Origin of the sequence: Lysinibacillus sp. NPDC097214 (assembly GCF_050277945.1) — a bacterium.
In the GTDB taxonomy this organism is placed as follows: domain Bacteria; phylum Bacillota; class Bacilli; order Bacillales_A; family Planococcaceae; genus Lysinibacillus; species Lysinibacillus xylanilyticus_B.
Window position 1 is genome coordinate 504,452 of sequence record NZ_JBNNSS010000003.1, and the last position, 14,819, is coordinate 519,270.

At 39.3% G+C, this 14,819-nt stretch carries 18 protein-coding genes; 13 read left to right on the forward strand and 5 right to left on the reverse strand.

The window, feature by feature from the left end; genetic code table 11:
• Positions 1 to 23 precede the first annotated feature (23 nt).
• Complete coding sequence (locus ACQKMI_RS09640; RefSeq protein ID WP_427488317.1) at positions 24 to 737, forward strand: hypothetical protein; 714 nt, start codon at positions 24 to 26, stop codon at positions 735 to 737.
• Here ACQKMI_RS09640 and ACQKMI_RS09645 read toward each other — a convergent pair.
• The 3 genes from ACQKMI_RS09645 to ACQKMI_RS09655 all read right to left on the reverse strand — a co-directional run bounded on the left by ACQKMI_RS09645 (position 709) and on the right by ACQKMI_RS09655 (position 3,168).
• On the reverse strand, positions 709 to 1,020 hold the full coding sequence (locus ACQKMI_RS09645) for a hypothetical protein (protein WP_427488318.1): 312 nt from the start codon (positions 1,018 to 1,020) through the stop codon (positions 709 to 711). The two genes, ACQKMI_RS09640 and ACQKMI_RS09645, sit on opposite strands and share 29 nt — an antisense overlap.
• Positions 1,021 to 1,801: 781 nt before the next feature.
• Positions 1,802 to 2,272, reverse strand: coding sequence for a VanZ family protein (locus tag ACQKMI_RS09650; protein ID WP_427488319.1), 471 nt, complete (start codon positions 2,270 to 2,272; stop codon positions 1,802 to 1,804).
• Positions 2,269 to 3,168, reverse strand: a complete 900-nt coding sequence (locus ACQKMI_RS09655; protein WP_427488320.1) for an aldo/keto reductase — start codon at positions 3,166 to 3,168, stop codon at positions 2,269 to 2,271. Before ACQKMI_RS09655 ends, ACQKMI_RS09650 begins: the two co-directional genes overlap by 4 nt.
• A gap of 76 nt (positions 3,169 to 3,244) precedes the next feature.
• Between ACQKMI_RS09655 and ACQKMI_RS09660 the strand changes: the two genes are divergently transcribed.
• From ACQKMI_RS09660 to ACQKMI_RS09670, 3 genes are all read left to right on the forward strand, one after another.
• Positions 3,245 to 3,781, forward strand: a complete 537-nt coding sequence (locus tag ACQKMI_RS09660) for an NUDIX domain-containing protein (protein WP_427488321.1) — start codon at positions 3,245 to 3,247, stop codon at positions 3,779 to 3,781.
• A gap of 73 nt (positions 3,782 to 3,854) precedes the next feature.
• Positions 3,855 to 4,367 (forward strand): hypothetical protein, encoded by a 513-nt coding sequence (locus ACQKMI_RS09665; RefSeq protein WP_427488322.1) that lies wholly within the window; start codon positions 3,855 to 3,857, stop codon positions 4,365 to 4,367.
• Between the two features lie 125 nt (positions 4,368 to 4,492).
• Positions 4,493 to 4,957 carry a Fur family transcriptional regulator gene (locus tag ACQKMI_RS09670; protein WP_323651268.1) on the forward strand — a complete coding sequence of 155 codons (465 nt, stop codon included), beginning with the start codon at positions 4,493 to 4,495 and terminating at the stop codon, positions 4,955 to 4,957.
• A gap of 75 nt (positions 4,958 to 5,032) precedes the next feature.
• On the opposite strand, the gene ACQKMI_RS09675 is transcribed toward ACQKMI_RS09670, so the two are convergent.
• Positions 5,033 to 5,179 carry a hypothetical protein gene (locus tag ACQKMI_RS09675; protein ID WP_427488323.1) on the reverse strand — a complete coding sequence of 49 codons (147 nt, stop codon included), beginning with the start codon at positions 5,177 to 5,179 and terminating at the stop codon, positions 5,033 to 5,035.
• A gap of 263 nt (positions 5,180 to 5,442) precedes the next feature.
• On the opposite strand from ACQKMI_RS09675, the gene xerD reads away from it, so the two are divergent.
• From xerD to ACQKMI_RS09695, 4 genes are all read left to right on the forward strand, one after another.
• A complete protein-coding gene (gene xerD, locus ACQKMI_RS09680; protein ID WP_427488324.1) occupies positions 5,443 to 6,345 on the forward strand; it encodes a site-specific tyrosine recombinase XerD in 903 nt (300 codons plus the stop codon).
• An 83-nt stretch (positions 6,346 to 6,428) separates the two neighbouring features.
• On the forward strand, positions 6,429 to 7,610 hold the full coding sequence (gene deoB, locus ACQKMI_RS09685; protein ID WP_427488325.1) for a phosphopentomutase: 1,182 nt from the start codon (positions 6,429 to 6,431) through the stop codon (positions 7,608 to 7,610).
• 14 nt (positions 7,611 to 7,624) lie between these two features.
• The gene (locus ACQKMI_RS09690; RefSeq protein ID WP_427488326.1) at positions 7,625 to 8,875 is read left to right on the forward strand and encodes a thymidine phosphorylase; all 1,251 of its coding nucleotides are present in this window, start codon (positions 7,625 to 7,627) and stop codon (positions 8,873 to 8,875) included.
• A gap of 141 nt (positions 8,876 to 9,016) precedes the next feature.
• Entirely contained in the window at positions 9,017 to 9,205 is a 189-nt protein-coding gene (locus ACQKMI_RS09695) for a hypothetical protein (protein ID WP_427488327.1), read from the forward strand.
• 92 nt (positions 9,206 to 9,297) lie between these two features.
• Here ACQKMI_RS09695 and ACQKMI_RS09700 read toward each other — a convergent pair whose 3' ends face one another.
• Positions 9,298 to 9,957: a hypothetical protein gene (locus ACQKMI_RS09700; protein WP_427488328.1), complete on the reverse strand. Its 660-nt coding sequence runs from the start codon at positions 9,955 to 9,957 to the stop codon at positions 9,298 to 9,300.
• Positions 9,958 to 10,079: 122 nt separating this feature from the next.
• Between ACQKMI_RS09700 and spoIIAA the strand changes: the two genes are divergently transcribed.
• From spoIIAA to lysA, 5 genes are all read left to right on the forward strand, one after another.
• Positions 10,080 to 10,433 (forward strand): anti-sigma F factor antagonist, encoded by a 354-nt coding sequence (gene spoIIAA, locus ACQKMI_RS09705; RefSeq protein WP_249075721.1) that lies wholly within the window; start codon positions 10,080 to 10,082, stop codon positions 10,431 to 10,433.
• Positions 10,426 to 10,866 carry an anti-sigma F factor gene (gene spoIIAB, locus ACQKMI_RS09710; RefSeq protein WP_427488329.1) on the forward strand — a complete coding sequence of 147 codons (441 nt, stop codon included), beginning with the start codon at positions 10,426 to 10,428 and terminating at the stop codon, positions 10,864 to 10,866. The genes spoIIAA and spoIIAB overlap by 8 nt, the downstream gene beginning before the upstream one ends.
• A gap of 10 nt (positions 10,867 to 10,876) precedes the next feature.
• Positions 10,877 to 11,668 carry an RNA polymerase sporulation sigma factor SigF gene (gene sigF / locus ACQKMI_RS09715; protein WP_427488330.1) on the forward strand — a complete coding sequence of 264 codons (792 nt, stop codon included), beginning with the start codon at positions 10,877 to 10,879 and terminating at the stop codon, positions 11,666 to 11,668.
• A 16-nt stretch (positions 11,669 to 11,684) separates the two neighbouring features.
• A complete protein-coding gene (locus tag ACQKMI_RS09720; RefSeq protein ID WP_427488331.1) occupies positions 11,685 to 13,133 on the forward strand; it encodes a spore germination protein in 1,449 nt (482 codons plus the stop codon).
• 262 nt (positions 13,134 to 13,395) lie between these two features.
• Positions 13,396 to 14,715 (forward strand): diaminopimelate decarboxylase, encoded by a 1,320-nt coding sequence (lysA, locus tag ACQKMI_RS09725; protein ID WP_427488332.1) that lies wholly within the window; start codon positions 13,396 to 13,398, stop codon positions 14,713 to 14,715.
• Positions 14,716 to 14,819: the final 104 nt, after the last annotated feature.

Sequence of the window (14,819 nt, forward strand, 5' to 3'; positions counted from 1 at the left end):
ACTTAAATATGAGGTGTCCTCTTATGAAAAAGGTTCTTATATTAATTATTGCCATTTCACTTTTTACTGTTTTATCAAAAACTAAAGCAATGATAAATGAATATGAGGAAATTACAAAATCTGATAAAGCGGATGTTACCCTTTATGCTAAAAAGGTGAATGAAGTATATACAAATTTTAAAATTGTTGTTAAAGGTAGTGTCCTTACAAGACCTTATTGGATAAATACAACAAGTCCCACTTGGTCACCTCAAATTATCTATGAGGACATCAATAAAGATGGAAAAAATGAGTTAATCATAATTTTGACCAAGGGTACTGGTACCGGAATGTTAGAACGAGAAGTTCACGTTTTCCATATCCAAAATCAAAGAATAAATAAGGAGCTTGTTGAAGTACCAGTTGAAGTGCTTGTTGATGACCCAGTTGCAATAGTGTTAAAAAACGTAAAGACTGAGTTATTACCTAACAAAGCCGTTATTAGTATTGGAAAAAAGAAATTTACAATTAATATCAAACCTTTAAAAATTGAACCTGAACATTTATTTCTTGATATATACTTTGGCAATCTTATCAACTTTGAAATAATTGATAATCAACTTATTGCGAAAATCGGAGGTCAAATTTCTCCAGTAGGTGGGAGTATAGGGGATATTCAAATTACGTATATGTTTAAGGATAAAATGTATCAAGCAAAATCAATTGAATTTAATTCAATTGATTGTGCCCCCGGTTAATTAATCTATCGTTTAAAAGCCCTTTAAAACGCTGCCGTTCCTCTTTGTCCCTTAGCAATTTTCTAACCATCTTTCTCGATGATAAATATCCCCTAATTTCTTCATCTCCTTCTATCAATTTAAGTACAGAAGGTTCAGTAATCATTAGTTCTTGGAACCAGTATTTTTCTTTAACTAAACTTATATTAATTTTAGTCTTTTCTTCTTTTGAAAGGGTGAGGTATCTAACATAAGAAAAAATGTTTTTACTTATTCCCCAAATTGCTTCTTCATTCGTCTGCATTTAAATCCCTCATATATATTTTTTAGTTGAATAAGGTATTTACTGTATAAATTTAATGATCATAGTGAGAAATATAATTAACAATAAAACTATATGTATCCATACTATATATTTTACGATAAATGACGCCCAGACTTTCTTTCGTAAACCATAGTGAAGAACGATAGAAAAAACTAAGAGACTGACTAGCCCACGAAGGATGTTACCATCTACAAAGAATGAGACTACATTTATCAATGCAGATAAAATAAATAGAATAACATATATCTTATAAACCTTTTCTTTTCTTTGTACCTCGTGTTGGAATTGATACATTATTTTTTACCTCGTTTTTCCTAGTTGAAGTGCAACAATCTTTTCTATAGGCTGTTTTCGTATAGATCGTTGTTATTAAAACAAAAAAATAGAATTAATCTACAAAATATGTAGAATTAACTCTGTTAAAAAATTCTCAAATTAAATTTGATATACTTATTAAACCATACAGCATTAGTAGCAGACCTAAATAAAACAAACTTGATACTGTAGGATAAGACGCCCATCATTAAACCTACCTTTTTTATGCTTTGAAGCTTTATAATTTTAACTCACACCAATAAAGTTTACAATCGCTTCTTCAACTAAACTGCTCAGTTAGTTTGTTGTGGAAAAAAAGAGGATAGATAGAGCAAGTTATTTAAGCTCTTCTATCCTTTTAATTTCTATAATATAATGTGTGACATTCAATAAGAATTCACTATCTAAAAATAGTTGCAGCTTATAACTTGACCTTTAATAAAATTTAAAGCGCCCTTTGTCTTTTGAAAATCTTCCTCACCAACACTACAATCCCAACAAAAACAATTGCTCCAGCTGTATCCAACATAACATCCTGTCCGCTCATCGTCCGTCCGGGTGTGAAGCTTTGACGTAACTCATCCAGCACTGCAATAAGAGCTGTCCCGGCAATAGCGACACTTGCGGCGAATCGACGTTTTCCCCATACGAAGTAAATACCAAGTGCGAAGCAGCCGAATCCAGCAAAATGCGTGAATTTGCGAATTAAAAATTCTACAAACTTAAAGTAACCACGCTCCTCAACGGAAACAACTGTATCCCAATAAGGAATTTTTAACACAGACAATTGCTTTTCAAACGGCTTATTTGCTAATATTTGCTCCAATTCAGGAATAATAGACTGTTGTTCATAGGTCATACTGGAGGAAATCGCAAGTACTACTAAAAATACTATTAAGATAAGCCATTTTTTCATCGGTGATCCATATATTGTTCGGCTTTCGTAAGCTCTTTGACTGCTTTAAAATCTGTTATCGAATTAATTTTTTCATAGGCAGTAAGTGTTTGCGCCAGCTGTTCCTGTGAGCTTGCACCAATCACTGTAGAGGCGATAGTAGATTCCGCCAGATTAAAGGCGATTGCTAGTGCATGTAAATCGTCATAATGTGAAGATAAGCCTGTCAATACTGTAGTTAATTCGTCCGTTGTGTAAGTGTTAAAGCCATTGACAAGCTGTAAACGTTCTTTCCAGCTATTTGTTAGTAAACCTTTTGCAACTGTTCCCCGTGTTACAACGGAAGCCCCTTCACTTGCTATAAAGTCGAACCATTCCTCTGGACGGCGATCTAAAGCACTATATTGCATCATGACACTTTTTGCAGAGCTTGCTGGTAAAAAACGCTTTAGTACATTTGGTCGAATAGAGGAAATACCATATTCTCGGATTAAGCCATCCTTTTTCAACCCTTTAAAAGTGTCGATAATTCCATCCCAATCGTCCTCTATAGTACCACCGTGTAACTGATAAACATCAATATAGTCCGTACCTAGTCGTTTCAAGCTAGCGTGTAGAGCCTCCTTTAAATAAGAAGGGGATGCATCCCAATGCCAACCTTCTACGCCTTCTGTCCATCGATTACCAACTTTCGTAGCGACTATAACATCTTGACGACGCTTTCCTAAAATAGCCCCGATAATTTCTTCATTTGCCCCAAAATCATATAAATCGGCGGTATCGATGTAATTAATGCCAGCATCTAGCGCCATATCGACGATATCAGCAGCCTTTTTCTTATCTGTCGAAAGAGACATGCCCCCTAAACTAATTTCTGAAATTAACAATTCACTTGAGCCAAGCTGTCTTTTTTTCATGCCAATGCCCTCCTTCGATTTCTCTACTTGTAATGGTACAATGAACATATCTGAAGAACAAGCGAGGTAATAGTCAATGAAAAAGTTTGAAGAAAAAACGACAAAGACTACACCCATTTATGACGGGAAAATTGTGAAACTACAAGTTGATGATGTCACTTTACCGAATGGTAATGTTGCAAAAAGAGAAATTATTAAGCATCCTGGTGCAGTGGCAGTGATTGCTGTTACCGATGAAGGAAAGTTAGTATTAGTGGAGCAATATCGCAAAGCTTTAGAACGTTCAATTGTTGAAATTCCAGCTGGTAAGCTTGAACCTGGTGAGGAGCCGATTGTGACGGCGCGACGTGAACTAGAGGAAGAAACAGGTTACGGTGCAGAAAGCTTAACTTATTTACAAGCGTTTGCAACATCCCCGGGCTTCGCGGATGAGATCATCCATCTATTTGTGGCAAAAGGTTTATATACAATTGAAAACAAAGCAGATTTAGATGAGGATGAATTTGTCGAATTAGTAGAAGTTTCGTTGGAAGAGGCGGGGCAAATGGTTGCAGATGAGCGTATATACGACGCTAAGACGGCGTTTGCAGTACTTTGGCTTGCTGCACAATAAGATAATAATCTTTTGCATAATAGAAGCGGACGAGCATAAGCTGTACAAACCTTGATAGAAAAGGAGCATGTTTATGTCCCGTACGGTGTCTATATTTTATCACGCATCCATTATTGCGATGAGTTTCGTTTGTGGCGTTATCTTATTTCATGTTATTGGTGGGCCGAAAGCAGAGCCTTTTATTTCATTTATAGAGCCTCGTTTAATAAATGGGGACAGGCATTCTCTATTTCGTTTAGTGTTACCTGTTGCTGTTTCAATCGCTCTTGTACTATTGCTTGCAACACATAGTGTTCTGAAGGTTTTAGTACGTGTAACAGTGGCGATGCGTGCTACCTTTTTTGGCTTTAGCTCGGTTTTTTTATTACAAAAACTTGAAGCTTTCTGGGTTTATACGATTTGGTGGTTTCCATTTCAGCTCATCTATTGTATATTGTTGCTAGTCCTGTGTAATTTACTTGTACCAGCTTGGTCAAAGAGAAAAATCGGGAAAATGATACATGGTCGGACAATTTTGTTGAATTTTATCGCATTTTTCATCATAATAGTGGCTGAGTTTATTGTTATTTCTTATGTATTAAATTGATAGAAACAATTCATGGAAATTTAATGTCAGATAAAAACATACAAATGCGTATTTGAAATCTATTCACTATCTTGTAATAGGATTTACTCCTTTGGTATAATGGGAAGAGTTTAGGGGGGCGTCACATGGAGAGCCGAATTGATCGTATAAAAAAACAGTTGCATAGTGCTAGTTATAAGCTGACGCCGCAGCGAGAAGCAACAGTTGCTGTTCTGCTTGAGCACGAGGAAGACCACCTAAGTGCAGAAGATGTTTACCTTTTAGTAAAAGAAAAGGCACCAGAAATTGGTCTAGCAACTGTCTATAGAACGTTAGAATTACTAACTGAGCTCAAAATTGTCGACAAAATCAACTTTGGCGATGGCGTTTCGCGCTATGATCTACGCCAAGAGGGAGCTGCGCATTTCCACCATCATCTTGTTTGTATCGAATGTGGTGCGGTTGATGAAATTCAGGAAGATTTACTTGAAGATGTGGAAGCCGTTGTTGAAAGACGTTGGAATTTTATTATAAAGGATCACCGACTAACTTTCCACGGCATTTGCTGGCGCTGTCATGATAAAAACGACGAATCGAATGAAGAAAAATAACGGGAAGCTGTCTATTTTAATCTTAAGTTATAGATTGAAATTGGGCAGTTTTTTGTTTTATTCGAAATTAGAATTTCAATTTATTTCAGCGGGTGTCCAAACACCCGCTGAAATAGAGGAACTCAGTCTAAGAACGCCACCTCCTGTGGCAACGACTGAGTGACCAACATCACGTTGGCCTAAAGCCTCCGGTGGATGTAACGGAATCGGAAAAGAGTTCACATAGGATGTTAGCTTAAAATCACCGCATCCATGCGATAACGGCTAACTGACCTGCATCGGTAAAAACGCCACGTCCTGTGGCATTACCGAAATGACCGACATCGTGTCGGCCTTCGTGCAGGCCTAAGCATAAAGCCGATTACGGACGCAATTATGCCGAGGCATAATTAATTGTTATAGCTTGAACTAATAGGGGGACGTTTTAGCACATTTCCAATTGCCGTGATAAAATAGAGAATAATTGACAGTAAGGGGGCGCTGTGATGAATGAATTTCAATATGCAATAGAGGATTATATCCATTTTATCCAAGTAGAACGACAATTATCAGATAATACATTAGCATCCTATCGCCGAGACTTAGAAAATTACGTGAATTTTTTGCGAGAAGTAGAGGGCATGTCTGATTTTCGTAGAGTGGAAAGGACAACCATTTTGCGTCATTTAGAGCAGTTGCGTATGCAAGGAAAGACAAGTCGTACTGTTGCCCGCCATATCTCCTCCATTCGTAGTTTTCACCAATTTTTACTTCGTGAAAAGCGAGCTGAAACAGATCCGACAGTTCATTTAGAAATGCCAATCATTGAGCAAAAGCTACCCAATGTCCTCTCGATTGAAGAAATTGAAGCTTTATTAGCAGCACCAAATCGCAGCAAGCCACAGGGCATTCGGGATGTGGCAATGCTAGAACTATTATATGGGTCAGGAATGCGTATTAGTGAGCTAATTGCATTGGATTTAACTGATATTCACCTAACGATGGGCTTTGTGCGTGTTTTTGGTAAGGGAGGGAAGGAGCGTATCATTCCTCTTGGGAAAAACGCCCTTTCATCATTAAGTACCTATTTAGATGGCGCGCGTAGTCAATTACAAGGTAAATATCCAAAAACAGATGCTTTTTTTATCAATCAAAGAGGAAAACGTTTAACAAGGCAAGGTTGTTGGAAATTAATGAAGGAGCATGCCTTAAAAGCAGGCATCAAACATGAATTAACGCCACATACATTACGTCATTCTTTTGCAACACATTTAGTGGAGAACGGTGCGGATTTACGAGCAGTCCAGGAGATGTTAGGACATGCGGATATTTCCACAACGCAAATTTATACCCATATTAGTAAATCCCGACTATCAGAGGTTTATAAGCAATTTCATCCACGCGCATGAAAATTATTGGTTAGTCGGAGGTCTGACCTTTATTTTTCGCTGTTTTTTGGTAAAATAGAGACATGAGAGTAGGAGGCAAAATTATGAATAAACCATTTAAAAAAATCCATGTAGTTGTATTGGACTCAGTTGGAATTGGTGAAGCTCCAGACGCAGCGAATTTTGGAGATGTAGGTTCACATACTCTTGGACATATCGCTGAAAAAATGAATGGGCTTACAATGCCACATATGGAGTCTTTCGGCTTAGCAAATATTGAACCATTACAAGGTATACAAGCAACTGACAAACCAAAAGCATTCTACGGAAAAATGCAAGAAGCATCTGTTGGTAAAGATACGATGACAGGGCATTGGGAAATCATGGGGTTAAATATCGATAAACCGTTTAAGGTGTATCCAGAGGGATTCCCTGCTGAGCTTATTGCAGAGCTTGAAAAACGTACTGGCCGCAAAGTTCTTTGCAATAAACCTGCAAGCGGAACACAAGTAATCGAGGACTTTGGCAAGGAGCATATGGAAACAGGAGCGATTATTGTTTATACATCTGCTGACCCTGTTTTGCAAATTGCTGCACATGAGGAAATTATTCCATTAGAAGAATTATATAAAATCTGTGAAATTGCTCGTGAGCTAACATTACAACCAGAATACTTAGTTGGTCGTGTTATTGCGCGTCCATTTATCGGCACACCTGGAGACTTCGCACGTACTTCTAATCGTCACGACTATGCGTTAAAGCCATTTGGTCATACAACGATGAATGTCTTACAGGATGCAGGTTTAGATGTTATCGCAATCGGTAAAATTTCTGATATTTTCAACGGTGAAGGCGTCACTGATGCAGTACGTACGAAAAATAATACGGATGGTATGGATAAGTTTGCAGAGGTAGTACGTCGTGATTTCCATGGTATAAGCTTCTTAAACTTAGTGGACTTTGATGCAAATTTTGGGCATCGTCGTGACCCAATAGGCTATGGTAACGCACTACAAGAATTTGATGCACGTTTACCAGAAATTACTGAGGCAATGACAGAAGATGATCTACTAATCATTACAGCGGACCACGGGAATGATCCAACATTCCCTGGGACAGACCATACACGTGAATATGTACCGTTAATTGTTTATTCACCACGCTTTAATGGTGGTAGTGAGCTAGCACTTCGAGAAACTTTTGCAGACATTGCAGCAACAGTTGCAGAAAACTTCAAAGTAGAAGCACCAAAGTTTGGTAAAAGCTTCTTAACTGATCTGAAGTAAGGGGGATTATAGATATGAATATGGCACAGCTGTTTGAAAAGAAGAAGCAAGGCAAGGAGCTATCGCAGGCTGAAATTCAGTATTTTGTAGAGGGTTACACTACTGGTGCAATTCCTGATTATCAAGCAAGTTCCCTACTAATGGCGATCCGTTTATTGGGCATGACATATGATGAAACATTTTATTTAACAAAGGCAATGATAGAATCTGGAGATGTTATTGATTTATCATCTATTGAAGGTTTTAAAATTGATAAACACTCAACAGGCGGTGTAGGCGATAAAGTGACACTAATTGTCACTCCGATCATTGCTGCATTAGATATTCCTGTGGCGAAATTCAGTGGTAAGGGTCTAGGCATCACAGGTGGTACAATTGATAAATTAGAATCGATTCGTGGCTTAAAAACAGAGCTTTCATCACAAGAATTTATCGACAATGTCAATAAACATAAAATTGCTGTTGCTGGTCAAACGGGCAATCTTGTACCAGCTGACAAAAAATTGTACGCGTTGCGAGATGTGACAGGTACTGTCGATTCCACTCCACTTATTGCCGCGTCTATCATGAGTAAGAAAATAGCAAGTGGTGCAGACGGCATTGTACTAGATGTTAAATGTGGCTCAGGTGCATTTATGAAAACAGAAGAAGAAGCACAAGTTTTAGCTGAAACGATGACTGCAATCGGTGAAAAGCTAGGACGTAAAGTAGTAGCGCATATTAGTGATATGGATAATCCACTAGGTAAAATGATTGGCAATAAGCTTGAAGTAGTAGAAGCAGTTGCTTTATTAAGTGGACGTATGGACGAAACGCATGAGGATCTGCTGGATGAATGTATTATTATCTCTTCGCTAATGTACCAAGTTGCAGCTGGAGTGACTGAGGCTGAAGCAACAGCAGCTGTTAAACGAGTATTAGAGGATGGTTCAGCCGCTGCGAAATTCGAGGAATTTATCGTAGCACAGGGCGGCGATTTAACAGATATCGTACAAAAAGACACAGCAAATAAAGTAGCTGTTAAAGCATCTGCTGAAGGTACTGTAGGGACGATTAATGCACTATTAATCGGAGAAGCTAGCGTTGGTCTTGGCGCAGGTCGATTAACGAAGGAATCAGCGCTTGATTATGATGCTGGTATTCAATTGATTGCCAAAAAAGGCGACCAAGTTCGTGCTGGCGAGACGATTGCTTATTTATATTCAAATAGTCAAATAGATGAAGAAACAATCGACAAAGTACAGAAAGCTTATACAATTGCATAATTAATATGTAGCGAGAATTCTCTTTTTAATAAAGGGGATTCTCGCTTTTTTTTTGTTCTGAAAAGCGAAGAGATAGAGCGACGGAGAGAAAAGTCAGAGCGGCGGAAGGAAGTCAGAGCGACGGAAAGACAAGCCAAAGTCGTGGATAGAACAGCCAAAGTCGTGGATAGAACAGCCAAAGTCGTGGATAGAACAGCCAAAGTGATGGATAGAACGGCCAAAGTGATGGATAGAACAGCCAAAGTGATGGATAGAACCGTCAAAGCGACGGAAAGAAGAGTCCGTGCGACAGAAAGAAGGGTAGAGCGACGGAAAGAAGAGCTAAGGTGACGGAACTAAGCCAGAGCGACGGAAAGAAAGGCCGAAGCGACGGAAAGAAGGGCCGAAGCGACGGAATGAAGCCAGAGCGACGGAAAGAAGAGTCAAAGCGACGGAAAGAAGTGTCGAAGCGACGGAAAGAAAGGCCGAAGCGACGGAATGAAGGGCCGAAGCGACGGAATGAAGCCAGAGCGACGGAAAGAAGAGTCAAAGCGACGGAAAGAAGTGTCAGAGTGACGGAAAGAAAGGCCGAAGCGACGGAATGAAGCCAGAGCGACGGAAAGAAGAGTCAAAGTGACGGATAGAAGGGCCGAAGCGATGGGAAGAAGAGTCAGAGTGACGGAAAGAAAGGACGAAGCGACAAAATGATGGATAGAATAGATAAAGTCGTGGATAAAACCGACAAAATGATGGATAGAACCACCAAAATCGTGGAAAGAACCGACAAAATGATGGATAGAATAGCTAAAGACGTGGATAGAATAGCCAAAGTCATGGATAGAACCGCCAAAGTCGTGGATAGAACAGCCAAAGTGATGGATAGCCCCGCCAAAATCGTGGATAGAACAGCCAAAGTCGTGGATAGCCCCACCAAAGTCATGGATAGAACCGACAAAATGACCGATAGCTCCGCCAAACCCAAGGATACCCCCGCAAAAGTCATAAATAGCCCCGCCAAAGCTCTGCTCACCTCTAACATAATAATAATTCTTATGAAAAGTGTCAGCTATGTTTAGAAAATGTTGATTTATCCCATACTGCAATTAACCTAAAAAGCTATAAGTATGTCGATTTGCCACTATTTCGGAAGACTTTGCACTAGTTCTGTCAGCCGCAAGGAATCACCACATTGAATGTGGAATTGCACGAGGAGGAGGCGATGTTCATGCATTTTCAGTTAGAAATGGTAACAAGAGAGACAGTGGTTATACGTTTATTTGGGGAGCTCGATCATCATGCAGTAGAGCAAATTCGAGCTAAAATTTCTACAGCAATTTTTCAAGGTACTGTAACGACTATTATTTGGAATTTAGAGGGGCTCTCCTTTATGGATAGCTCAGGTGTAGGTTTAGTGCTTGGGCGGATGCGTGAATTAGAGGCGGTCGCTGGACGGACAATATTATTGAATCCATCGCCGACAATGCGAAAAGTATTTCAATTTTCAGGTTTAGGGCCGTGGATGATGGATGCAACAGAAGAAGAAGCGATTGATCGAGTTAGGGGGATTGTAAATGGATAACGAAATGACATTAACTTTTTTAGCAATTAGTGAAAATGAAGCCTTAGCGCGTGTAGCTGTGACAGGCTTTATCGCACAATTAGATCCAACCATTGATGAGCTATCCGAATTTAAAACGGTTGTTTCAGAGGCTGTTTCTAATGCCATTATTCACGGTTATGAAGAGGATGGTAAGGGCGTTGTTACAGTTCATGCGAAACGTGAGGATGATATTGTAACGGTGTCTGTTATGGATAAAGGGTTGGGTATAGAGGATGTAAGTCGGGCAATGGAGCCGTTATTTACGACGAAAAGTGCGATGGAACGTTCAGGTATGGGCTTTACTATTATGGATAGTTTTTCAGATCAGTTGACAGTAATGTCCAAGTGGCAAGAAGGTACAACTGTTACATTTACGAAGAAATTTTACTCGGTTCGCACACCGGTAATGTGAGGCTGCCACTGTGAAGCCGCCAGAACAGTCGTCCGATAAGCTATTGTCACAGGGAGAAATGCGAGATTTAATTGCACGTGCACAACAGGGCGATCATGAGGCTCGTAAACGAATGATTGAAGGGAATACGAGGCTTGTGTGGTCTATCGTCCAACGCTTTACAAGCAGGGGCGTGGAGCTCGAGGATTTATTTCAAATTGGCTGCATCGGGCTTATGAAGTCTGTAGATAAATTCGATCTAACGTATGATGTTAAATTTTCGACATATGCTGTACCAATGATCATTGGGGAAATTCAGCGCTTTCTAAGGGATGATGGAATGGTGAAGGTTAGCCGATCTATTCGTGAGCTTAATTTTAAAATTCGTCATGCAACTGATGAATTCATTAAAAATAATGAGCATCCACCAACCATTCATGAATTAGCGCAGGTTCTTGGTGTTACAACTGAGGAAATTGTAACAGCTTCAGATGCATTAAGAGATCCAGCTTCCTTGCATGAACAATTGTATGAGAGTGAAGGGGATTCTATTACATTAATGGATCAGATGAAGGACGAAAAATCTGAGCAGCCATTTGACTATATTCCACTAAAAGAGGTGCTCACAAGGCTTGAGCCTAGAGAGCAATCAATTATTTATTTGCGATATTTCTCAGATTGTACCCAAACTGAAATTGCCAACAGGCTTGGCATATCGCAAGTTCAAGTATCACGGTTAGAGAAAAAAATTCTTGCCCAATTGAAAACTTGGATGGCCACAAGCGCCACAGTTGAAGAGGACGAAGTAAAAAAAGACATTTAAGAAAAATGGTGACAGCATGACAGATAAAGATAAACTATTTAACAGCTTAGAAGAAGCCGAAGATTTTCTTAAAGAACAGTTTGGAGACGGCGAATCATTTGACATTAGTATAAAGCATCTATTTGTCAAAGATTTGCCGGTTCTTTGCGCATATGTAACTGGACTTGTGGATGGAGTTGTGTTAACACAACTACTCTCTAATATGTTACCTGATGAGGACGTTGATATTGAGGATGAAAAGGAGTATTTTGAAGCCTATTTCAATTACCAAGGTCGTTCAGAGGAAACCAAACGTGAAGCCATTTTATTAGCCATATTAAGTGGACAGGTAGTCTTTATAACTAAAAGTGGTTACGGCTATGTTGCAGAGATACGAAGCTATCCAGGTCGTTCCCCTGAGGAGCCTGACAATGAAAAGGTTATTCGTGGATCTAGGGATGGCTTTGTTGAAGGTATTTCTCAAAATACTGCTTTGATTCGTCGACGAATTCGCAATAGTAATTTACGTTTCGAGCTACATAAAATATCCGAAATCGGTCAAACCGATGTCGCTCTAGCGTTTATAAAAGGTATTGCGAATGATGAAACGCTCGATAAATTGCGACAGCGCATTACACAAATTCATCATGATGGTTTGACTATGACGGATAAATCACTAGAAGAATGGCTGTTTAAACAGAAGTTTCATCCAGTTCCTTTTGTACGTTATACGGAACGACCAGATATTACAGCAGCCCATTTACTTGAAGGCCATATAGCCATTATTGTCGATACGTCTCCTTCTGTCATTCTTGTGCCTGCAACGGTTTTTCACTTACTGCAGCATGCTGAGGAGTATAGACAAGCACCATCAGTCGGAACCTTTGTCCGTTTTATGCGCTATTTCGGAGCGATTATGGGATTTTTATTATTGCCTGTGTGGTATTTATTTGCAACACACGGGATACATTTACCAGATGAGCTATCATTTTTAGGTGCTAAGGAAAAATCACATATCCCACTTTTGCTACAAGTACTTATTGGCGATATTGGGATAGAATTTTTGAGGATGGCCGCCATTCATACCCCATCACCATTATCCACTGCGATGGGGTTGGTTGCGGGTATAACTATTGGTCAAATTGCTATAGATGTTGGGGTATTCTCGCCGGAAGTTGTGTTATATACAGCGGTTTCAGCTATTCTGACATTTATTATTCCGTCTTATGAGCTGGGTATCTCCATTAAACTCTTTAGAATATTGCTGTTAATAATGACTGGAATTTGGGGAGTTAATGGTTTATTTATTGGGATATTTATATTGTTTACGTATTTATGTTCATTACGTCCGATGCAAGCGCCTTATTTATGGCCACTTATTCCGTTCTTCCCAAATGCGATGCTTCGCGTCCTTGTTCGTTTCCCGATGACAGCAGACGCATTGAGGCCATATGTTGTCGATTCCCAACAGCGAAAAAGATCATAGAAGCCGTTGCACTCGTTTTTTTCATGTGATAAAGTTCACATATAGTATTTTGTGATTTTTGCGAAAATTAGCTTCATTCACCAAATGGTTTACCACATGTTGAAATACATGTGATATTTATCTTTATGGACTATCCAACTTGTTGAATGAAGCACTATAATTTCCCTCTAAATTAGGATTTTAGGCTAAATTGTCCGAAATCTTTCTAAAATGAGGGGCAATTTATCACAAGACGGAACGATGTGAAAAGGGAGAGATGCACATGCATTTATATGGAACACAAGCGATTTCTGAAGATGGTCATTTAACGATTGGACAGGTAGATACATTAGAGCTTGCAAAAGAGTATAGTACACCTTTATTTGTGTATGATACAGCGCTTATTCGTAAGCGTGCACGCGGCTTTATAGATACGTTTAAAAAACTAGGTGTAAAAGCTGAAGTGGCTTATGCTTCAAAAGCATTTGCATGTGTAGCTGTGTACCAATTAGCGGCAGAAGAAAATCTATCTTTAGATGTTGTCTCTGGTGGAGAATTATTTACAGCTTTAAAAGCTGGATTCCCTGCAGAGCGCATTCATTTCCACGGTAATAACAAAAGCATTGCTGAACTAGAATTAGCCTTTGACTCGAAAATCGGTTGTATTGTCGTGGATAACTTCTATGAAATTCAACTTTTGCAAGAAATATCAGAGCGCCGTCAGCAAAAAATGCGTATTTTACTACGTGTCACACCGGGTGTTGAGGCACATACGCATGATTTCATTACGACAGGTCAAGCGGATTCTAAATTTGGCTTCGACTTAAATAATGGTCAAGCAGATGAAGCTTTCCAACAAACTTTTAAGCATGAATATCTAGAGCTTCTAGGATTACACTGCCATATCGGCTCTCAAATTTTTGACACAGCGGGCTTTGGCTTAGCGGGAGAAAAACTAATTGATAAAATTTCGGATTGGAACAAGACTCACGATTTTACATGTACTGTGTTAAACTTAGGAGGGGGCTTCGGAATTCGTTATACTGAGGAAGATGCACCGCTTGAACCACAAGTGTATGTAGAGGATATGATTACAGTTGTAAAGACTAAAGCGACTGTACTTGGTCTAACGATGCCGGAAATTTGGATTGAACCAGGGCGATCACTTGTAGGGGATGCAGGAACATCTCTTTATACAATTGGTTCACAAAAAACAGTACCTAATGTTCGTAAATATATTGCTGTCGATGGTGGAATGAGTGATAATATCCGTCCGGCATTATATGATGCGAAGTACGAGGCGGTCATTGCGAGTAAAGCAGATGAATCGAAAAGTGAAACTTATACAGTGGCTGGTAAACTTTGTGAATCAGGTGATAAATTAATTATTGATGCTAAGCTTCAGGAAGCAGCTTCTGGTGATGTGCTTGCAATCTTCTGTACTGGTGCGTATGGATATTCTATGGCGAGTAACTACAATCGTGTGCCCAGACCAGCAGTTGTATTTGTAGAAGATGGTAAGCATCAATTAGCAATCCGACGCGAAAGTTATGAAGATATTGTACAAAACGATCTCCCGCTAACGTTAAAAAAGGGTGAGTAAATATGAGAAAAAACAAATGGGTATTACTAGCGTCCATTTCAACTTTTATTTTGTTGTGGGGCGTTGTCTATTGGCTATTGGCGTCTAAAGGTATTCTCGGACCT